The organism is Pantoea sp. SO10 (genome assembly GCF_005281435.1).
Classification (GTDB): domain Bacteria; phylum Pseudomonadota; class Gammaproteobacteria; order Enterobacterales; family Enterobacteriaceae; genus Pantoea; species Pantoea leporis.
The window spans coordinates 2,269,587-2,290,310 of sequence record NZ_CP040095.1 but is presented as its reverse complement, the minus strand read 5'-3'; the positions used below and the strand labels follow the sequence as shown (position 1 = coordinate 2,290,310).

Sequence of the window (20,724 nt, the reverse complement as noted above, 5' to 3'; positions counted from 1 at the left end):
ATTGCACCAATTCAGAGCCCCATATCAGAGCAACAGGAGGAGTGATGAAGACTATCCAATTTCACGGTGAATCAGCTTTACCCGCTATTGGCCAGGGAACCTGGTATATGGGTGAGAATGCAGCGCTGCGCAGCCAGGAAGTGGGCGCACTGCAGGCGGGTTTAGATCTTGGACTTAAGGTTATCGACACGGCGGAAATGTATGCGGAAGGCGCTGCCGAAGAGGTGGTCGGCGAAGCGTTACGCGGCCGTCGCGATCAAGCCTGGCTGGTATCGAAGGTGTATCCCTGGAATGCCGGTGAAGTCGATGCTATCGAGGCCTGCGAGCGCAGTCTGCGCCGTCTGCAAACCGATTACCTCGATCTCTACCTGCTGCACTGGCGCGGCAATGTGCCCTTAGAAGAAACCATTCGCGCGATGAAATCCTTGCAGCAGCAGGGCAAAATCCGCCATTGGGGCGTCTCGAACTTTGACCATGACGATATGCTGGAACTGTGGCAAGAGCCCGGCGGCAAATCCTGTTTAACCAATCAGGTGCTGTACCACTTAGCGTCCCGCGGGATCGAGTACGATTTGTTGCCGCAGTGTCAGCAGCGCGAGATGCCGATTATGGCCTATTGCCCGTTAGCGCAGGCTGGACGACTGCGACAGGCGCTGTTTGACGATGCGCATCTTCAACAGATTGCACAACAGAAGGGCATCAGCGTGGCGCAAGTGCTATTGGCTTGGGTGATCCGTCAACAAGGCGTTTTGGCCATTCCTAAAGCCAGCAGCGTTGCACATGTGCAGCAAAACGCGGCCGCGCTTAGCATCAATTTGACTGATGAAGAGCTGAGCATCATTGATCGGGCGTTTCCTGCGCCTCAATCTAAAACTGCATTAGATGTGGTTTAGCGGCGCAACGGCGCCGCATCTTATTACTTATTAACGATACGAATTGTGGTGCCCAAACGCGCAGGGGATTCACCCGCGCTTTTTAACGGCTTGCTAATGCGCGCCGTTTCCACGCACACCATGGTTTTATAGCCTTCATTTGGCATGTCCCCCATGCTGCATGATAACTCCGGACCTGGATTCCACGTGACAACGTCACTATGATAGTGGTGATAGACTTCAATCTGGCGTTTGCCCGCTTTATCGTGAATCACGCTGCAGTCATCCGCTGCGGTGTGAATACGATCCACGCGGTTGGGATAGGTCTGCTTGCCGTCGGATGCGCCAACAGCATTATCGTTAACCTTATCGATAAAACTGTTACCCAATCCGCTCACTTCGATCTGCGCGATATCCGCAATCTGGAAGTAGCTGTGCAACGCTGCGGTGGCTTCATAGTCGCCGTAAGCTTCCAGCTCAATTTCACAATGCTCAGCAATCCGGAAGCGAGCAAGCAGGGTGAAATCGTGTGGCCAGAGCTTTTTGGTTTGTGCGTTGCTTTCCAGCGTAAAAGTCAGCATTACCGCATCTTCGTTTTCGTCATGGGCGGTCAGCGTCCACGGCATATTGCGTGCAAAACCGTGCGCCGGTTCACCTGCCGGACCAAACCACGGCCAGCAAATAGGCACGCCGCCGCGGATTGCTTTACCTGTAGTAAATGGGGTCTTTTCACTGAGCCAAATCACCGGTTTTTGACCGCTAGGCTGCCACGAAAGCAGATGCGCACCTTGCAGGGCAATCGCCGCTCGCACTTTAGGATGGCTGATCACTACAATTGGCAAATCACCCTGCTGACGCTGTGACAGATAAGGGGTGATTTGATTCACTACCGGAAGGGTATAAAGCGTATCTTGCATGGTCAGATCTTCTCTTTTATCCAGTCGAAAAAAAGGGGCGACCGAAGTCACCCCTTGTCCGTTTAGCCGGTTAGCTTACTTAGAAGCAACCAGTGCAATCAGATCGAGAACTTTGTGTGAGTAGCCAGTTTCGTTATCGTACCAGGAAACCAGTTTCACGAAGTTGTCGTTCAGAGCGATACCAGCTTTAGCATCGAATACTGAAGTCAGGGTTTCGCCGTTGAAGTCGGTAGAAACCACGTCGTCTTCAATGTAGCCCAGAACGCCTTTCATTTTGCCTTCTGACTCAGCTTTGATCACTGCACAAATTTCTTTGTAAGTCGCTGGTTTTTCCAGGCGAACAGTCAGGTCAACAACAGACACGTTTGGAGTAGGAACGCGGAACGCCATACCGGTCAGTTTGCCGTTCAGCTCTGGCAGAACAACGCCAACTGCTTTAGCTGCACCGGTAGAAGATGGGATGATGTTCTGCGCTGCGCCACGGCCGCCGCGCCAGTCTTTGTGAGACGGGCCATCAACGGTTTTCTGCGTCGCGGTGGTTGCGTGAACGGTGGTCATCAGACCTTCAACGATACCGAAGTTGTCGTTGATAACTTTAGCCAGTGGAGCCAGGCAGTTGGTGGTGCAAGACGCGTTAGAAACGATGTCCTGGCCAGCATATTTGTCAAAGTTTGCGCCACGTACGAACATCGGGGTGCTGTCTTTAGATGGACCAGTCAGAACCACTTTCTTCGCGCCAGCGGTGATGTGTTTACGTGCAGTTTCGTCGGTCAGGAAGATACCGGTCGCTTCAGCAACAACGTCAACACCCACTTCGTCCCACTTCAGGTTAGCCGGGTCTTTCTCAGCGGTAACACGGATTTTCTTGCCGTTAACAATCAGTGCACCGTCTTTCACTTCTACAGTGCCGTCAAAACGACCGTGAGTAGAGTCATACTTCAGCATGTATGCCATGTAATCGGCGTCGAGCAGATCGTTGATCGCGACGATTTCGATGTCAGAACGCTGCTGCGCAGCACGGAAAACGATGCGACCGATACGGCCAAAACCGTTAATACCTACTTTGATAGTCATATATTCCACCAGCTATTTGTTAGTGAATAAAAGGTTGGCTGTAAAATTACAAAAACCTTACCAGGCGTCAAGCGGAATCGTGTCAATTGTTGCGACAGGTCAATTCCAACACCAGGAATAATTCGTTGCGCAATCGCTTACGCAGCACCCTTATTGCGCGCCTATGTTACGCCGAATGCGGGCTGAAAAGGGATGACTTTTGCAAAGGGTGATCGCCATCACAAAATCGTGCTGTGGAACAGATGTCGGAGGCGTTAGCACGAAAAAAGACCCGATAGATGTTGTACGTTTGTTAGAATACTAGTCGATTTTTTCAGAATGACACTCCGGAACTCAAAATGGCTAAAGACACCGCACCCGACGCAAAAATTGCGCAGCTTTCCGAAATGCAGCGCTATGTCACTCAGCATCGTGGAACGGAGCCCCCTTTCTCGGGCGCCTTGCTGCACAACAAGCAGGAAGGGATTTACCACTGCTTAGTTTGTAATTCGCCGCTGTTTCTCTCCGAAACCAAATACGATTCAGGCTGTGGCTGGCCAAGTTTCTATCAGCCTTTCAGTGACGACGCCATCCGCTATCTGGAAGATGATTCTCACGGCATGCAACGGGTTGAGATTCGCTGTGGCAACTGTGATGCACATTTGGGACATGTGTTCCCGGATGGCCCACAACCGAGCGGCGAGCGCTACTGCGTGAACTCCGCCTCGCTAAACTTCACTGATGAGCAGGGCAATCAGCAAGAGGGCTAAGCATGAAACAGGAACTGGAAGCGATGCTGGAGGCGATGACGCCGGAAGTGTACGAGCGGCTCTCCACGGCGGTTGAAATCGGCAAATGGCCAGATGGCGTCGCGCTGACGCCAGAGCAGAAAGAGAATTGTCTGCAGCTGGTGATGTTGTGGCAGGCTCGCCACAATGACGATCCGCAACATATGACCATTAGCAAAGGTGGGGATATGGTGATGAAATCTAAGAAACAGCTGAAAGAAGAGTTTGGCATTGAGCCCGACGTCACGCGCATCAACCTGCACTAAAAATCAAAAGGGCTGGTTCTCACCAGCCCCTTATTTTCAGATTAATACCGCACCTTGTGCTTCCATCTGAGCGAAAGCAATTTCACTGTCATCCGGATTCAGGTTCACACCGCGGCAGCCCTCTTTAACCACCTCCACGTTGTAACCTAACTCCAGCGCATCCAGCACGCTGTATTTGACGCAGTAATCGGTCGCAATACCCAGCATCACTAAATCGCTAATGCCGCGCTCGCGCAGCCAACTGTCGAGTTCTGTCTTGCGTCGATGGCCGTTATCGAAGAAGGCGCTGTAACTATCCACCTCAACATCGCCCCCTTTATGAAACACGGCATCTATCAGAGAGCGATCGAGATCGGGATGAAAATCCGCCCCGACAGAATTCTCAATACCGTGATCGGGCCACCAGATCTGCGCTAAACCGTTTAATTCGCCGAGCGTGTAGACCGGCTCGCCGGAGATCGAGGCGAAGCTGCCGTGATTGGCTGGATGCCAGTCTTGCAATGCCACCACACATTCACCCCGATCGTGAAACTCACGCGCAAATCGATTGGCGACGGCAACCGTTTGGTCACCCTCACGCACCGCCATTGGGCCGCCGGGGCAAAAATCGTTCTGAATATCGATAATTATCAATGCCCGCTTCATTGGTTTCGCTCCGTATCAATCTTCGGTCAGTTCGCCGCGTAAATTCTGCTGCATTTTGGCACGAATTTCCGCGCTGGTAAGGTTCTGACTCAATAAAAAATGCAGTTTGGTTAATGTGGCCTCAACCGTGAGATCAAAACCGCTGATCACGCCCGCATGCTCAAGCGCATTGCCGGTGGCATAGCCGCCCATATTCACTTTGCCGGACATACACTGCGTCAGATTCACCACCACAATGCCGCGATCGCTGGCCTGTTGCAGTTCCGAAAGAAACTCTGCATTTTGCGGCGCGTTGCCAACGCCGTAAGAGCGCAGGATCAAGGCTTTCACCGGCTGACGCAGGAAATTACCCACCACGTCGGCAGAGATACCCGGATAAATCGTCACCACGCCAATCGGCTGTGGTGTAATCGGATGCACAATCAGCTCGCCGTGACCTTGCGGTGCGGGCGGGGTGTTTAACCGGCGAATATGAATACCCGCTTCCAGCAAAGGCGCCAGGTTTGGCGATGCAAAGGCATTAAAGCCGTCAGCATGTGCCTTAGTGGTACGGTTGCCGCGGAATAGCGTGTTGTTGAAAAACAGGGCAACTTCACTGATCGGATAATTGGCCGCCACATACAGCGAGTTCAGCAGGTTTTGCTGCCCATCAGAACGCAATTCTGCCAGGGGAATTTGCGAGCCGGTGACAATCACCGGCTTAGCGAGGTTCTCCAGCATAAAGGAGAGCGCCGAAGCGGTGAAGGCCATGGTGTCGGTACCATGCAAAATTACAAAGCCATCGTAACGATCGTAGTTTTGCTTAATATCGTTCGCAATCGATTGCCAATCCTGCGGCGTCATGTCCGAGGAGTCCATCAGCGGCTGATATTCATGGATGGTGAAATCCGGCATTTCAGGCCGATGGAATTCGGGCATGTTTGCCAGCTGCTGTTGCAGATGACCCGATACCGGAATGTAGCCCTGCGCAGAGCGCTGCATCCCGATGGTGCCGCCGGTGTAGGCTACGTAGATATTTTTCTTTTGCATGAAGGAACTCAGACTTGCCGTAAAACGCGCAGTATAAGGGGATTGCGAACGAAAAGCAGCCCGACCAGCGGCCGGGCTGTAAAGATTAGCGTACGTTGCCGCAGTTCAGGCAGAAAGCGTAGCGATTTTGCGGATCGTTGAGGTTATTCAGTAAGCCAGGTTGCTGTTTCATTGCGCTCATGACGTCCAGCATTGGCGCTGGCAGCCAGACTTTCAACGCAGCCGGCAACACCGCCTGAACCGACGCGTTCATCTGATTCAGCAGCAGATCGATCATGCCCGGGTCGTCCTGATACCAGCTCAACTCCGGCTTAGCGACTTTCGCCAGCTCAGCGGCTTTCGCCACGGCATCGTCAAAGTCACCCAACGCATCGACCAAACCATTGGCTTTGGCATCGCTACCGGTCCAGACGTGACCCTGCGCAATCGCATTGATCTCCTCAGGCGTTTTGTGACGCGAGGCCGCTACCAGGCCCACGAAGTTACGATAGCCGTTCTCAATGGTCAGCTGCATCAGCTGCTGCACTTCAGTTGGCAGCGCTTTGGTGGTGGCGACGTCCGCCAGCGGTGATGTGGCAACGCCGTCAGTATGCACACCCACCGAACTCAGGCTGTTTTCAACGGTGTTAATCACGCCAAAGATACCGATGGAACCGGTCAGCGTGCTGGGTGCCGCCACGATGTAATCGGCAGGCGTTGAAATCCAGTAACCGCCGGAAGCCGCCATGCCACCCATTGAGACGACCACCGGTTTACCCGCATCGTGGGCTGCCGCCAGCTCTTCACGAATCGCTTCCGATGCCGTGACGCTGCCGCCAGGGCTGTTGACACGCAACACAATGGCTTTGATTTTAGCATCCAGGCGCGCATCGCGGATTTGCGACGCCGTGGTATCACCGCCGACGTTTCCGGCACTCTCTTCACCGTCCATAATCGCACCGCTGGCGAGGATCACGGCGATATTGCCATCCTGGCTCTGCGGCGGCTGTTTAACGGTGTAATCGTAGATACTCACGCTACGGTAATCGTTATTCGCCTTATCCCAGCCGAAGGTTTTCACCAGTTCCTGATCGGCGGCTGCACGCGTATCCAGTACATCCACCAATTTATTATTCAGCGCATATTTCGCGGTATCACCTTGCACCGCTTGCAAGCCGCTAATGATGCCGGCTGCACCTGGGAACAGCTGTTCTGGTGTAATTTGACGATTGGCTGCCACAGTATTCAGATAATTCTGCCACAGCTGGCCAATCCAGCGCCCATCAGCGTCGCGCGCTTCCGGTGACATATCGTCACGCAGGAATGGCTCAACCGCAGATTTATAAGTGCCTACGCGGAATACATGCGAATTAACTTTCAGCTTTTCCAGCAAAGTCTTGTAGTACAGGCCGTTGGTGGCGAAACCGTGCAGATCAACCGTGCCCTGAGGTGAGAGATACACCTTGTTGGCGTAACTGGCGATGTAGTATTGCGCCTGGCTGTAACTGTCGCCGACTGCATAAATAGGTTTGCCGGCGTCACGGAATTCGCGCAGTGCTTTACCCACATATTGCAGCGAAGGTTGATCGCCACCGGCAAAGTCACGCAGCTCCAGCACGATGCCAGTGATGTTTTTATCGGTTTTTGCCTGGCGGATCGCATCGACGACATCGAACAAGGAATTCTCCTGCAGACGATCGCTATTGGCGCCTAACAGTTGACGGCTAATACGACTCAGACGATTGCTGACAGAAGGTTTATCGACCAGCACTCCGCTCAGATCGATTTTCAATGCGCCTTGCTGTACAGGCTCACTGCTATTGGAACTGGAAACCTGCAGCCAAATCCCGACGCCCGCCAGGATCAAAACAATAAGAAATAAATTAAGAATAAATTCCCGAATAAAATTCAGTACCCGCCAGGTCCAGCGGAACAGGCCGGAAATAATTCGCCACAAAGTGCGCATAAACTCTCCATATTCACGTAGCAGGGCAGCCAGCACGCGGTCTGCCCCGATGTCGGGTTCATCCTAAAGAGCGGCGTGCGAAAAGTCAGCAGGAAATCGCGCCAGACTGTTACAAAAGATCGTGCTGTGCCAGGATTAGCCCACGCTTTTTATTCACGGGAGAAGAATAATGGATGCATTGGATTTATTGGTTAATCGCCGCTCGGCGTCTCGTCTGGCAGAACCGGCTCCGGCAGGTGAAGCGTTGCAAAATATTCTGCACGCCGCGATGCGCGCCCCCGATCACGGCACATTGCAGCCATGGCGTTTCATTATTGTCGAAAATGAGGGGCGCGAGCGCTTTGCTAACTTGCTGGAACAGGCCGCGCGTGACAGCAACCTTGAGCAGAAGGCGATCGACAAAGCAGCCTCCGCGCCTTTTCGCGCGCCGATGATCATCACCGTGGTGGCGCATTGTGAAGAGAACGCCAAAGTGCCGCAGTGGGAGCAACTGGCGTCTGCCAGCTGTGCAGTGATGGCGATGCAGATGGCCGCCGTGGCGCAAGGTTTTAATGGCATCTGGCGCAGCGGTCCGTGGACCGATCATCCGTCCGTGCGCGAAGCCTTTGGCTGCCGCGAGCAAGATGCGATTGTCGGTTTCCTCTATCTCGGCACGCCGCAGTTGAAAGCCAACACCACCGTGATTGCGCCGGACACCGCGCAGTTTGTCAGTTATTTCTGACAGACAATGCTGGACTTTTGCGGCAGGTTAGGCGCCGTTGCAAAGATTGCACAGAGCCTGTGCGAAAGATCGAGGTTAGGTCGTGCAACACTTACTCCCAACTGACAGCCAGGCTAACATAGCGCCTTCTGTTCATCGCATAAGGAAGTCGCCATGAGTGAACCTGTTCGTTTAACGCAATACAGCCACGGTGCGGGTTGTGGGTGCAAAATTTCGCCGCAGGTGTTGGAAACCATTCTGCGCAGTGAGCTCAGCCCGTTTCACGATCCGCAACTGCTGGTTGGCAATGAAACGCGTGATGATGCTGCAGTCTACGATCTCGGCAACGGTACTGCGGTAGTAAGCACCACCGATTTCTTTATGCCGATCGTCGACGATCCTTTTACCTTTGGTCGTATCGCCGCCACTAACGCCATCAGCGATATCTACGCCATGGGCGGGAAACCAATCATGGCGATCGCTATATTAGGCTGGCCGGTGAATCTACTGAGTCCGGAAGTGGCGCAGCAGGTGGTCGAGGGCGGGCGTGCCGCTTGTCAGGCGGCAGGAATCGCCCTGGCGGGCGGCCATTCGATTGATGCGCCAGAGCCGATCTTTGGCCTGGCCGTAACCGGTATCGTCGATGTGGCACGGGTGAAAAAGAACAGCGCGGCGCAGGCCGGTTGTCAGCTTTTCCTCACCAAACCATTAGGCATTGGCATTCTCACTACCGCGGAGAAAAAAGGCCTGCTGCGGCCTGAACACCAGTCGCTGGCTGCCGATGTGATGTGCCAGCTGAATAAAGCCGGAGCGGAGTTCGCCAAACTGGCGGGCATCAGCGCGATGACCGATGTCACCGGTTTTGGCTTGCTCGGCCATTTAAGTGAAATCTGCCAGGGTTCAGGATTGCGTGCCGAAGTGATTGCAGCGCAGGTACCGCGCCTGGCGGGCGTCGATGACTATATCGCTGCGGGAGCGGTGCCCGGTGGCACCAGCCGCAACTTCGCCAGCTATGGCGAGCAGATTTCACCGCTTGACGACGCCACCCGCGCGCTGCTGTGCGATCCACAAACCTCCGGTGGTCTGCTGGTGGCGGTTCAACCCAGCGCCATTGAGGCATTCCAGCGCTGCGCCTCTGCAGCAGGCGTGCAAGCAACGTCGATTGGCGAACTGTTTGCCGCTAAAGCCGATCGTCCACTGATTACCGTAGTTACCTGACGTTAAGGAACGACGCCATCCATGCGTTTGTTTATTGCCGAAAAACCCAGCTTAGCGCGTGCGATTGCCGACGTGTTGCCAAAACCGCATCGACGCGGAGACGGCTATATTGCCTGCGGGAATGACCAGGTTGTGACCTGGTGTGTTGGGCACCTGCTGGAGCAGGCGCAGCCCGACAGTTATGACAGCCGCTATGCGCGCTGGAATCTGGCTGATTTACCGATTATTCCGGAAAAATGGCGCTTGCAGCCACGTCCATCCGTGGCTAAGCAGTTAAAAGTGATTGAAGGCCTGCTGCAACAAGCCAGCATGGTGGTGCATGCGGGTGACCCCGATCGTGAAGGTCAACTGCTGGTGGATGAAGTGCTGGATTATCTGCAGCTCGCACCAGAGAAACGTAAAGCGGTGCAGCGCTGCCTGATTAACGATCTTAATCCCTCGGCGGTTGAACGTGCGGTTGGGCGCTTGCGTGAGAACCGCGAATTCATTCCGCTGTGTGTGTCTGCGTTAGCGCGTGCGCGCGCCGACTGGCTGTACGGCATCAACATGACGCGCGCCTTTACCTTGCTGGGCCGTAACGCCGGTTACGACGGCGTGCTGTCGGTTGGCCGCGTGCAGACGCCGGTGCTGGGTTTGGTGGTGCGCCGCGATGAAGAGATCGAAAACTTTATCCCTAAGGACTATTTCGAAGTTAAAGCGCACATCGTCACGCCAAAAGACGAGCGTTTTGTCGCGACATGGGTGCCAAGCGATGCTTGCGAGCCGTGGCAGGATGAAGAGGGGCGTTTGCTGCATCGTCCACTGGCGGATCACGTGCTTGAGCGCATTAATGGTAAGCCGGCGCTGGTCACCGGATATAACGACAAACGTGAATCCGATACCGCACCGCTGCCATTTTCGCTTTCTGGCCTGCAGATCGAAGCCGGTAAGCGCTTTGGCCTCAGCGCGCAGAACGTACTGGATTGCTGTCAGCGGCTGTATGAAACCCATAAGCTGATCACCTACCCGCGTTCCGATAGCCGCTATCTGCCCGATGAGCACTTTGCCGGACGCCATGCGGTGTTGAACGCCATTCAGGCGCATCAGCCCAATCTGACACCGCCAGCGGATTTCAATCCCGATCAGAAAAACCGCTGCTGGGACGACAAAAAGGTCGATGCGCACCATGCCATCATTCCCACTGCGCGTGCCAGTAAGGTTAGTCTGACCGAAAATGAGGCCAATATTTACGGCCTGATCGCCCGCCAGTATTTAATGCAGTTTTGCCCGGATGCGGTGTTCCGCAAATGCGTTATTGATCTTGATATCGGCGGCGGAAAATTTATCGCCAAAGCGCGTTTTCTGGCCGAAGCCGGCTGGCGTGCGCTGCTCGGCAGCAAAGAGCGTGACGAGGAGAACGATGGCACGCCGCTGCCGGTCGTCGCTAAAGGTGATGAGCTGCTGTGCGAGCGCGGCGAAGTGCTGGCGAAGCAGACGCAACCGCCGCGTCCGTTTACCGATGCGACGCTATTGTCTGCGATGACCGGCATCGCCCGCTTTGTGCAGGATAAAGAATTAAAGAAAGTGCTGCGTGCAACCGATGGTTTAGGTACGGAAGCGACGCGTGCGGGCATTATCGAATTGCTGTTCCGCCGCACTTTCCTGGTGAAAAAAGGCCGCTATATTCATTCGACGGATGCGGGCAGGGCGTTGATCCATGCACTGCCAGAAATGGCCGCCCGGCCCGATATGACGGCGCAATGGGAATCGACGCTTACCCGGATTAGCGAGAAGTCTTGTCGCTATGATGAGTTTATGCAGCCGCTGGTCAGCACCTTGATTGGGCTGATTGGTGAAGCACGCCAGCGACCGTCGTTACAGGCCTTTCGCGGATTGACAGCGCCTGGGGCCAAAAAGAAAGCCAAACCGAAAACGGCTCGTCGCAAAACCAAGGAGACAGAGTGATGCGTTATGCAATGATGTTGCTGGGCGGATTGTTGTTATGCAGCACCTCGGCGCTGGCCAACCGCCAGCCGGAAAACAATCGTATGGGCAATACCGATGTGGTGGTGGATCTGCCGCCAGAAGCTTGGACACAAGGGCAAAACAATCGTCAGAGCAATTGCATGCAGTGCTGTACCTATGAGAACCGCAGTTATTCTGAAGGTGCGGTAGTCAAAGCGGAAGGCGTGTTATTGCAGTGCGGCAGGGATGAGAAGGTATTAGGAACCAATCCGCTTATCTGGAAGATCATCAAATAAAAGCGCGTGGCGCCAGACGCCACGCTGCTTCATCACAGCTTAAATGTCGACCAAACCGGGGCGTGATCCGACGGTTTCTCCATGCTGCGGATATCGTAATCGATGCCACTCTCAATGCAGCGCGAGGCAAGCGGTTGGCTTGCCAGCAGCAGATCAATGCGCAGACCACGGTTGTCGTCAAAGCCTTTCGAACGGTAGTCAAACCATGAGAAACGATCGTTGGTTTCCGGGAACTTAGCGCGCCAGGTATCAACCAAACCCCACTTCAGCAAGCGATCCATCCACTCGCGCTCCTCAGGCAGGAACGAGCATTTTCCGGTACGCAGCCAGCGTTTACGATTGTCTTCACCAATGCCGATGTCAAAATCGGTGCTGCTGATGTTCATGTCGCCCATGATCAATACCGGTTTATCCACGGCTAGCTGTTGCTCAAGATAGCTTTGCAGATCGCGATAAAACTTCTCTTTCGCTGGGAACTTGGTGGGATGGTCGCGGCTTTCACCCTGCGGAAAATAACCGTTGATCACCGTGATATCACCAATCGCACTCGGGATTTCCGCCATGATCAAACGACGCTGTGCATCTTCCTCATCGCCAGGGAAACCACGGTAGACGTTGACAGGCTCAGCTTTGGTCAGCAGCGCGACGCCGTAGTGACCTTTCTGCCCGTGATAAAACACGTGATAACCCAGTTTGCTGACGTCTTCGAGCGGGAACATATCGTCATGCACTTTAGTTTCCTGCAAGCCGATAACATCGGGTTGATGCTGTTCAACCAGCGCGGCTAATTGATGAGGACGCGCACGCAAGCCGTTGATGTTGAAAGAGACAAATTTCATTTCGCTGCCATTTTTATCCGCAAAAGTATGGCGCGATGGTAACGAGTTTTTGGGGAAAAGTCATGGTGTGAATCAGGAGGTTACAACGATTAAAACAAGTGGGAAAAACAGGAGAATGGTATTGATGGTGGTGGGAGAAGGATTCGAACCTTCGAAGTCTGTGACGGCAGATTTACAGTCTGCTCCCTTTGGCCGCTCGGGAATCCCACCGGGGATATGACATATTGTGGCTTCAGGCAGAGACGATTCAGATGGTGGTGGGAGAAGGATTCGAACCTTCGAAGTCTGTGACGGCAGATTTACAGTCTGCTCCCTTTGGCCGCTCGGGAATCCCACCACTGGCCTGAATCATTGCGTCTTAAAGCGGGGCGCATCATAACAAATGCGCTCGGTCTGTAAAGCGCCGTCACTGAAAATAAAAACTGTTTGCCCACTTTTTATGCGTGGCGCTGAAGAGTTGTGCAGTTCAGCGCCGAAGTGGTTAAAGAATGATCGTGCGGTTGCCGTAAACGAACACGCGCTGGCCTAACACTTTATACAGCGCGCGGCTCAACACATTCTTCTCAACGTCTCGTCCTGCACGCATCATCTCTTCTGCGGTGTAGCTATGATCGACGTTGATCACGTCCTGCATGATAATTGGACCTTCATCGAGGTTATCGTTCACGTAGTGCGCGGTAGCGCCGATGATTTTCACGCCGCGCTCATAAGCCTGATGATACGGACGCGCGCCAATGAACGCCGGCAAGAAGGAGTGGTGAATATTGATGATCTGGTTTGGATAACGTTGGACAAAGGCGGGCGTCAACACGCGCATATATTTTGCCAGCACCACGTAATCAGGCTGATAACGGTCAATTTCATCCGCCATGCGGTTGTCGTGCTCTTCACGCGTGTGGCCTTCGTGGCTCACCATCACAAACGGAATATCGAAACGTTCAACCAGTGAACGCAGCGTTTCGTGGTTACCGATGACTGCAGCAATCTCCATATCCAGACCGCCAAACGCGCTTTTCATTAGCAGATCGCCCAGGCAATGCGCCTCTTTGGTCACCAGAATCACGACACGGCGACGACCGGCACTTTGCAGTTCACGCACTGAACCGACGGGTAGCGCGCTATCGAGATCGGCCAGCAAGGTATTGTCGTTGAAAATGCCTTCCAGCTCGGTGCGCATGAAAAAGCGTCCGGTGCGGTGATCGACAAACTCATTGTTCTGCACAATGTTGAGTTCGTGCTTGTAGCAAATGTTGGTGATCTTGGCGATCAAACCTTTCGCATCAGGGCAAATGGTTCGTAAAACTTTTCGTTGGATGGTTTGCGCTTGCATCTCGATCAGAGTCCTGTCAAAGCGATGAATGGTAAAGCCGTTGTGTATCTGTCCAGATTACCCACAACATTTTTTGTATTTTTTATCGGCGCCACAAGGACAGCGATCGTTACGTCCCAACTCAGGCGTTGTTCCGTCGACATAGTACCAGCGTTGATCCTCGCGAAGAAAGCGCGAACATTCATAGATGGCTGAAGTGCGGCCTTTTTCGAGGTAACGCGCAAAAAACGTCACGAAGGCTTCATTCTCATGGCTTCCATGATTACAACGAGTTACATTCAAGCCCAGCCATTCAGTACCGGCAAAACTTTCGGATAATAACGTCTCAAGGTCGGCCACGCGTTTACTGGAGTGCCAGGTTTTCGCCAACCACGCGGCATCTTTCACGACGTAAGCGGTGTAACGTGAGCGCATTAATTGTTCCGCGCTGGACGGGTTCGCTTGGCCATTCAGAAAGGGTTGGCAACATACGCTATACTCCTTTCCGCTGCAGCAAGGGCACTTTTCAGACACGTCATCTCCTGGAAGTGATTAAAGTAAATTTAAGCGTGCGCTATGGTAGCCGACTGTCAGGCGTGATGCTACGTACCATGCCAATCATGAGGTGAGATGAGAAAGGTCAGGATTGGGCTGGCACTGGGTTCAGGTGCTGCCAAAGGTTGGTCGCACATCGGCGTGATCAATGCGCTGGAACGCGCAGGGATTGAAATCGATGTGGTGGCCGGATGTTCTGTTGGCGCGTTGGTCGGTTCGGCTTACGTGAATGGACGGCTGGGCGTGATGGAGAAGTGGGTGAGTGCATTCCGTTATTGGGATGTCATTCGATTAATGGACCTGTCGTGGCAGCGCGGTGGTTTATTGCGCGGCGACCGGGTGTTTAGCCACATCCGCCAGCTGATTCCCAACGACCTCATCGATGAGTGCGATAAGCCATTTGGCGTCGTCGCGACCAATCTCAGTACCGGACGAGAAGTGTGGTTGACCGAAGGCGATTTGCATCAAGCTGTGCGTGCGTCCTGTAGTATGCCAGGCTTATTGCCACCCATCGCTTACAATGGATACTGGTTGGTGGATGGCGCGGTGGTAAATCCCGTGCCGATCTCATTAACCCGCGCATTGGGTGCTGACATCGTTATCGCCGTGGATTTACAGCATGACGCACATCTGATGCAACAGGATTTATTGTCAGTTACGCCGCAGAGCGGTGAAGAAGCGGCGGCAGTAGAAGCGCTGAGCTGGGGAAAGAAACTGCGTCAACGCCTGATTGGCCTGACGCATCGCCGTGCTAATCAAACGCCGGGTGCGATGGAGATTATGTCGACATCAATCCAGGTTCTGGAAAATCGCCTGAAACGTAACCGCATGGCGGGCGATCCGCCGGATGTGCTGATTCAGCCGTTTTGTCCACAAATTTCCACACTGGACTTCCATCGTGCAGAAGAAGCCATTGCGGCTGGCAAGGCCGCCGTTGAGAAAAAAATGGATGAACTATTACCGCTGGTCCGTGGCAGATAGTCAGGTTGTTCATTCACAGGTGTTGCGACTTCAGCCAATTCTGAAAGGCGCAACGGCATTTTATGAACCACTATTGAATTATCTGGTACGCAGGGGGAGAGAATGGAAAAACCGCTAATCGGCAAAAAGATACTCATTGTCGAAGATGAGGTCGTTTTCCGTTCATTGATAGACAATTTATTAACCAGCTTAGGTGCAACAACGCTTGAGGCAGGTGATGGTGTTGATGGCTTAACCTTGTTGTCGGCGCAGTCAGTGGATCTGGTTATTTGCGATCTTGAAATGCCGCGTATGGGCGGTATCCCGTTCGTTGAGCGTCTTCGCACGCGCGGCAACAATGTGCCCATTCTGATTATCTCCGCTACACAAAATATGGCGGACATCGCGCATGTGTTGCGTTTGGGCGTGCAGGACGTATTGCTAAAACCGCTCAAAAATATGGAACGTTTCCGTGAAGCGGTGTTTGAGTGTCTCTATCCATCCATGTTTACCTCCAAAGTCGAGGAGGATGAACAACTCTTTCAGGATTGGGATGCGCTGGTCAGCGATCCGCTGGCGGCATCTAAATTACTTAAACAGCTCCAGCCGCCGGTGCAGCAAACCATTGCCAATTGCCGTATCAATTACCGTCAGCTCACCATGGCGGAACAGCCGGGCTTAGTACTGGATATCGCGGCGCTGTCAGATAACGATTTGGCATTCTATTGCCTTGATGTAACGCGCGCTGGCGATAATGGCGTGTTAGCCGCGCTGTTGCTGCGCGCACTGTTTAATGGTTTGCTGCAGGAGCAGCTCTCCGGCCAGAAGCAGCGACTGCCTGAGTTGAATGGGCTGCTGCGACAGGTCAACATGCTGTTAAGGCAGGCGAATCTCAGCGGGCAGTTCCCGTTGCTGGTGGGCTATTATCATCGCCAGTTAAAAAACCTAATCCTGGTTTCAGCAGGGCTCAACGCGACGTTGCATGTCAATACTCATCAAATCCAACTCAGTAATGGTGTGCCGCTTGGTACTATGGGCAGCACTCATCTCAATCAAATCAGCCAACGTGCCGACGCCTGGCAGTGTCATATTTGGGGCGCCGGAGGCAGGTTACGTTTGATGCTTTCAGCCGAAGAATAACCGGTTAGATTTAATTTTTCCGTGGGTTAAAGACAGGACCAGTAGCAAGCTTTACACTTGGGTAATAGTCCTAAATTCCGTGGATTAACTTCTTCCAGGATAATTCCACCTGATAGTAACTGATATACTCATTTCGTTTTTAAACCGACATATCAAGTATTAACTTGAACGGCCTATTAAGAGAGGTATTTTTGATGTCTGCCTATAAGACTAAAGTTAAAAAAGCGGTAATCCCAGTTGCAGGCCTCGGCACGCGTATGCTGCCTGCGACCAAAGCTATTCCAAAAGAGATGTTACCGTTGGTCGATAAGCCGTTGATCCAGTATGTCGTGAATGAGTGCATTGCAGCAGGCATTAACGAGATTGTGCTGGTTACGCACTCTTCTAAAAACGCCATCGAAAACCACTTTGATACCAGTTTTGAGCTGGAATCTATGCTGGAAAAACGTGTTAAGCGTCAGCTGCTGGACGAAATCCAGTCAATCTGCCCTCCACACGTCACCATCATGCAGGTTCGTCAGGGTATCGCGAAAGGCCTGGGCCACGCAGTAATGTGCGCACATCCGCTGATTGGTGATGAGCCGTTCGCTGTAATCCTGCCAGACGTAATCATCGACGAATACGAATGTGATCCAACCAAAGACAACCTGGCAGAGATGCTGGCTCGTTACGAAGAGAGCGGCCGCAGCCAGATCATGGTCGAGCCGGTTGCTGATGTAACCGCTTACGGTGTAGTTGATTGCCAGGGTGCTGAACTCTCTGCAGGTCAGAGCGCGCCAATGGTTGGCGTGGTTGAGAAGCCTAAAGCTTCAGAAGCCCCATCAAACCTGGCCGTTGTAGGACGTTACGTGTTGTCTGCTGAAATCTGGCCGCTGCTGGCGAAAACGCCTCCAGGTGCAGGTGGCGAAGTTCAGCTGACTGACTCCATTGCGATGCTGATGGAAAAAGAGACCGTTGAAGCTTATCACCTGAACGGTGTCAGCCATGACTGCGGTAACAAACTGGGTTACATGCAAGCGTTTGTTGAGTACGGCGTTCGCCATCCAGTGCTGGGTAAAGATTTCACCCAGTGGCTTGAAGGCGCGGTAGGCAACAAAAAGTAACTCAATAAACACAGGATAATTCAATGAAAGTCACTGTATTTGGTATCGGCTATGTCGGTCTGGTTCAGGCTGCGGTGTTGGCCGAAGTCGGACATGACGTTCTCTGCATTGATGTCGACGAAAAGAAAGTCGAGAACTTAAAGAAAGGCAATATTCCGATCTTTGAACCAGGCCTGACGCCGCTTGTTATGTCTAATTACGAGTCGGGTCGCCTGAAGTTCAGTACGAATGCGGAAGAAGGCGTTAATCATGGCGTGATGCAGTTTATCGCCGTGGGTACGCCACCGGATGAAGACGGTTCTGCCGATCTGAAGTATGTGACTGCCGTTGCGCGCACGATTGCGCAGCACATGAACGATCACAAAGTTGTTATCGACAAATCTACTGTACCAGTGGGTACCGCAGATCGCGTGCGAGCGGTAATGACGGAAACCCTGCAAAAGCGTGATGCAAACATCGCCTTTGACGTGGTTTCAAACCCGGAATTCCTCAAAGAAGGTGCGGCAGTCAATGACTGCATGCGTCCTGAACGTATCGTTGTCGGTACCGATAATGATGAAGTGGTTGAGCTGTTACGCGAGCTGTACGAGCCGTTCAACCGTAATCATGATCGTATGATTTTGATGGATATCCGCAGTGCAGAGCTGACCAAATATGCGGCTAACTGCATGCTGGCAACCAAAATCAGCTTCATGAACGAGATCTCTAACCTGGCAGAACGTCTGGGAGCCGACGTTGAGAAAGTTCGCCAGGGTATTGGTTCAGATTCACGTATTGGTTATCACTTCATCTATCCAGGCTGCGGCTATGGCGGTTCTTGTTTCCCGAAAGACGTGCAGGCGCTGATTCGCACTGCTGAGTCAATTGGTTACACTCCGCGTCTACTGCAGGCGGTTGAAGACGTCAACGATTCGCAGAAGAACAAGCTGCCAACCTTTATTAAACGCCATTTTGGCGACGATCTGCGCGGCAAAACCTTTGCTCTGTGGGGACTGGCGTTCAAACCGAACACTGACGATATGCGTGAAGCCTCCAGCCGCGTGCTGATGGAGACGCTGTGGGAAGCAGGGGCAACGGTTCAGGCGTTCGACCCAGAAGCGATGGACGAAGCGCAACGCATTTACGGCCATCGTAACGATCTGAAGTTGATGGGTACCAAGGAAGCAGCGCTGCAGGGTGCGGATGGCTTAGTGATCTGTACTGAGTGGCAAAACTTCCGTGCGCCAGACTTTGACGTCATCAAAAGTGCGTTAAAAGAACCCGTGATTTTTGATGGTCGTAACCTGTATGATCCTGAGCGTATCAGCAAGCGCGGTTTCACGTACTATGCAATCGGCCGCGGAGCGTCAATTAAAATCGTAGAATAATGAGGGATGTATGAAGTTTCTGGTCACCGGCGCGGCAGGTTTTATTGGATTTCACGTCAGTCAGCGTTTGCTGGCCGCTGGTCACCAGGTTGTCGGCATCGATAACCTGAATGACTATTATGATGTCAGCTTGAAACAGGCTCGTTTAGACCAGAACACCCAACATCCTGATTTTATTTTCGTAAAAATGGACCTGGCGGATCGCCAGGCCATTTCCTCTTTATTCGCTGAGCATGCGTTTGAACGCGTTATTCATTTGGGCGCTCAAGCCGGCGTGCGTTATTCAATCGAAAATCCCCATGCTTATGCCGAAGCAAATCTAATCGGCCACCTCAATATTCTTGAAGGTTGCCGTCATCATAAAATCGGCCACCTTTTGTATGCCTCATCCAGTTCAGTTTATGGCCTGAATCGCAAAATGCCTTTTTCAACGGACGATTCCGTTGACCATCCGGTTTCACTTTATGCGGCCACAAAAAAAGCCAACGAATTGATGTCGCATACCTATTCACACCTTTATCAATTGCCCACAACGGGATTACGTTTCTTCACCGTGTATGGCCCATGGGGGCGTCCGGATATGGCGTTGTTCAAATTTACACGCGCGATGTTAGCGGGTGAGCAAATTGACGTCTATAACAACGGACAAATGACGCGTGACTTTACGTTTATCGATGATATTGCTGAAGCAATCGTGCGCTTGCAGGATGTGATTCCTCAACCGGATGAAAAGTGGACGGTGGAAGCAGGTTCTCCCGCCAGCAGCTCGGCTCCTTACCGCGTTTACAACATTGGTAATAGCCAGCCGACCAGCTTAATGACGTATATTGAGTCGCTGGAAAAAGCATTGGGCATTGAAGCGAAAAAAAATATGCTGCCCATGCAACCTGGCGACGTACTGGGCACCAGCGCTGACACGCAACCTTTGTACGACGCGATCAATTTCCGTCCTCAAACTAGCGTAGAGCAGGGTGTGCAGCATTTTGTTGATTGGTATCGCCGCTTCTATCAACAATAATTAAGCATGAAAAAAGGAAGCCATTGGCTTCCTTTTTCTTACCTGGTCAAAGTGAATTAGCGATGAACTAATTACAATGCTGAGCGCTGGAATGATTACAGTAGGAAATCGTCCAGTTGTTTACCTTGTTCTTCAATTGCTTTTTTAATCACAGCAGGAGTGCGGCCCTGGCCAGTCCAGGTACGGTTTTCACCGTTTTCATCAACGTAAGAATATTTAGCTGGACGCGCAGCGCGCTTAGCTTTGCCCGGAACTTTCGTTTCAGATAATGCCTGTAACAGATCATTTGGGTCAATACCATCGGCAATTAGCATCTCGCGGTATTGTTCGAGTTTGCGTGTGCGTTCTGCATTTTCCGCTTGTGCATGAGTATCATCTTCACGACGCTCATTGACCACAACTTCGAGTTTTTCTAGCATCTCTTCCAATGTTTCCAGAGAGCATTCCCGAGCTTGTGCGCGCAATGTACGGATATTATTAAGAATTTTAAGTGCTTCGCTCATTGTCCTAATCTCAAAATATAATAAATGGGAGTTGTTCTGCCGACTCATAATAATGGTGCAAAAAAATAACTGCAATAGCCAGATTTAAAAGCAAAACGTAAAAATAAAAAAGAAGGGCAGATTGATAACGCTCTTCAGAATATATTTACTTATTTGGTAATCTTTTCTAACTTGCTGACCAGACTGAACGCTGAACCTGACGCTTCGGCTTTAATTTAAATGAATAAAATATCGGCGTAATCGTTATTTTGTCAAAA

At 52.4% G+C, this 20,724-nt stretch carries 21 protein-coding genes and 2 tRNA genes; 12 read left to right on the top strand and 11 right to left on the bottom strand.

Features of this window, described 5'->3' with window-relative positions; all coding sequences use genetic code 11:
• Positions 1-41 precede the first annotated feature (41 nt).
• Entirely contained in the window at positions 42-893 is an 852-nt protein-coding gene (locus FCN45_RS10675; RefSeq protein ID WP_305790956.1) for an aldo/keto reductase, read from the top strand.
• A gap of 23 nt (positions 894-916) precedes the next feature.
• Here the strand turns inward: FCN45_RS10675 and FCN45_RS10670 are convergent, their stop codons facing one another.
• Complete coding sequence (locus tag FCN45_RS10670; RefSeq protein ID WP_137385903.1) at positions 917-1,789, bottom strand: D-hexose-6-phosphate mutarotase; 873 nt, start codon at positions 1,787-1,789, stop codon at positions 917-919.
• 75 nt (positions 1,790-1,864) lie between these two features.
• Positions 1,865-2,863 carry a glyceraldehyde-3-phosphate dehydrogenase gene (gene gapA / locus FCN45_RS10665; RefSeq protein ID WP_007889697.1) on the bottom strand — a complete coding sequence of 333 codons (999 nt, stop codon included), beginning with the start codon at positions 2,861-2,863 and terminating at the stop codon, positions 1,865-1,867.
• 338 nt (positions 2,864-3,201) lie between these two features.
• Between gapA and msrB the strand changes: the two genes are divergently transcribed.
• A complete protein-coding gene (gene msrB, locus FCN45_RS10660; RefSeq protein ID WP_101764216.1) occupies positions 3,202-3,612 on the top strand; it encodes a peptide-methionine (R)-S-oxide reductase MsrB in 411 nt (136 codons plus the stop codon).
• A gap of 2 nt (positions 3,613-3,614) precedes the next feature.
• On the top strand, positions 3,615-3,896 hold the full coding sequence (locus FCN45_RS10655) for a YeaC family protein (RefSeq protein ID WP_101764217.1): 282 nt from the start codon (positions 3,615-3,617) through the stop codon (positions 3,894-3,896).
• A gap of 36 nt (positions 3,897-3,932) precedes the next feature.
• On the opposite strand, the gene pncA is transcribed toward FCN45_RS10655, so the two are convergent.
• The 3 genes from pncA to sppA form a co-directional block, all read right to left on the bottom strand.
• Positions 3,933-4,541 carry a bifunctional nicotinamidase/pyrazinamidase gene (pncA, locus tag FCN45_RS10650; protein ID WP_101764218.1) on the bottom strand — a complete coding sequence of 203 codons (609 nt, stop codon included), beginning with the start codon at positions 4,539-4,541 and terminating at the stop codon, positions 3,933-3,935.
• A gap of 15 nt (positions 4,542-4,556) precedes the next feature.
• A complete protein-coding gene (gene ansA, locus FCN45_RS10645; protein ID WP_101764219.1) occupies positions 4,557-5,570 on the bottom strand; it encodes an asparaginase in 1,014 nt (337 codons plus the stop codon).
• Between the two features lie 85 nt (positions 5,571-5,655).
• Positions 5,656-7,515, bottom strand: a complete 1,860-nt coding sequence (gene sppA / locus FCN45_RS10640; protein ID WP_137385902.1) for a signal peptide peptidase SppA — start codon at positions 7,513-7,515, stop codon at positions 5,656-5,658.
• A gap of 169 nt (positions 7,516-7,684) precedes the next feature.
• Between sppA and FCN45_RS10635 the strand changes: the two genes are divergently transcribed.
• The 4 genes from FCN45_RS10635 (at position 7,685) to FCN45_RS10620 (ending at position 11,673) form a co-directional block, all read left to right on the top strand.
• Positions 7,685-8,236: an NAD(P)H nitroreductase gene (locus FCN45_RS10635; protein WP_137385901.1), complete on the top strand. Its 552-nt coding sequence runs from the start codon at positions 7,685-7,687 to the stop codon at positions 8,234-8,236.
• 153 nt (positions 8,237-8,389) lie between these two features.
• Complete coding sequence (selD, locus tag FCN45_RS10630) at positions 8,390-9,433, top strand: selenide, water dikinase SelD (protein ID WP_137385900.1); 1,044 nt, start codon at positions 8,390-8,392, stop codon at positions 9,431-9,433.
• 21 nt (positions 9,434-9,454) lie between these two features.
• Positions 9,455-11,377 (top strand): DNA topoisomerase III, encoded by a 1,923-nt coding sequence (locus FCN45_RS10625; RefSeq protein ID WP_137385899.1) that lies wholly within the window; start codon positions 9,455-9,457, stop codon positions 11,375-11,377.
• On the top strand, positions 11,377-11,673 hold the full coding sequence (locus FCN45_RS10620; protein WP_137386880.1) for a YnjH family protein: 297 nt from the start codon (positions 11,377-11,379) through the stop codon (positions 11,671-11,673). The genes FCN45_RS10625 and FCN45_RS10620 overlap by 1 nt, the downstream gene beginning before the upstream one ends.
• A gap of 32 nt (positions 11,674-11,705) precedes the next feature.
• On the opposite strand, the gene xthA is transcribed toward FCN45_RS10620, so the two are convergent.
• From xthA to FCN45_RS10595, 5 genes are all read right to left on the bottom strand, one after another.
• A complete protein-coding gene (gene xthA / locus FCN45_RS10615; RefSeq protein WP_137385898.1) occupies positions 11,706-12,512 on the bottom strand; it encodes an exodeoxyribonuclease III in 807 nt (268 codons plus the stop codon).
• A gap of 125 nt (positions 12,513-12,637) precedes the next feature.
• A tRNA-Tyr gene (locus FCN45_RS10610) sits at positions 12,638-12,722 on the bottom strand.
• A gap of 42 nt (positions 12,723-12,764) precedes the next feature.
• Positions 12,765-12,849 (bottom strand) — tRNA-Tyr (locus tag FCN45_RS10605).
• Positions 12,850-12,993: 144 nt separating this feature from the next.
• On the bottom strand, positions 12,994-13,842 hold the full coding sequence (purU, locus tag FCN45_RS10600) for a formyltetrahydrofolate deformylase (protein ID WP_101764236.1): 849 nt from the start codon (positions 13,840-13,842) through the stop codon (positions 12,994-12,996).
• Between the two features lie 57 nt (positions 13,843-13,899).
• Complete coding sequence (locus tag FCN45_RS10595) at positions 13,900-14,355, bottom strand: YchJ family metal-binding protein (protein WP_101764237.1); 456 nt, start codon at positions 14,353-14,355, stop codon at positions 13,900-13,902.
• Between the two features lie 96 nt (positions 14,356-14,451).
• Between FCN45_RS10595 and rssA the strand changes: the two genes are divergently transcribed.
• From rssA to FCN45_RS10570, 5 genes are all read left to right on the top strand, one after another.
• Positions 14,452-15,357, top strand: coding sequence for a patatin-like phospholipase RssA (rssA, locus tag FCN45_RS10590; RefSeq protein ID WP_101764238.1), 906 nt, complete (start codon positions 14,452-14,454; stop codon positions 15,355-15,357).
• Between the two features lie 102 nt (positions 15,358-15,459).
• Positions 15,460-16,476 (top strand): two-component system response regulator RssB, encoded by a 1,017-nt coding sequence (gene rssB, locus FCN45_RS10585; protein ID WP_101764239.1) that lies wholly within the window; start codon positions 15,460-15,462, stop codon positions 16,474-16,476.
• A 194-nt stretch (positions 16,477-16,670) separates the two neighbouring features.
• Positions 16,671-17,579 (top strand): UTP--glucose-1-phosphate uridylyltransferase GalU, encoded by a 909-nt coding sequence (gene galU, locus FCN45_RS10580; protein ID WP_137385897.1) that lies wholly within the window; start codon positions 16,671-16,673, stop codon positions 17,577-17,579.
• Positions 17,580-17,602: 23 nt separating this feature from the next.
• A complete protein-coding gene (locus FCN45_RS10575; protein WP_137385896.1) occupies positions 17,603-18,946 on the top strand; it encodes a UDP-glucose/GDP-mannose dehydrogenase family protein in 1,344 nt (447 codons plus the stop codon).
• A 10-nt stretch (positions 18,947-18,956) separates the two neighbouring features.
• Positions 18,957-19,964, top strand: a complete 1,008-nt coding sequence (locus tag FCN45_RS10570; protein WP_137385895.1) for an NAD-dependent epimerase — start codon at positions 18,957-18,959, stop codon at positions 19,962-19,964.
• A 95-nt stretch (positions 19,965-20,059) separates the two neighbouring features.
• On the opposite strand, the gene hns is transcribed toward FCN45_RS10570, so the two are convergent.
• Positions 20,060-20,467, bottom strand: coding sequence for a histone-like nucleoid-structuring protein H-NS (hns, locus tag FCN45_RS10565; protein ID WP_101764243.1), 408 nt, complete (start codon positions 20,465-20,467; stop codon positions 20,060-20,062).
• Between the last annotated feature and the right edge of the window lie 257 nt (positions 20,468-20,724).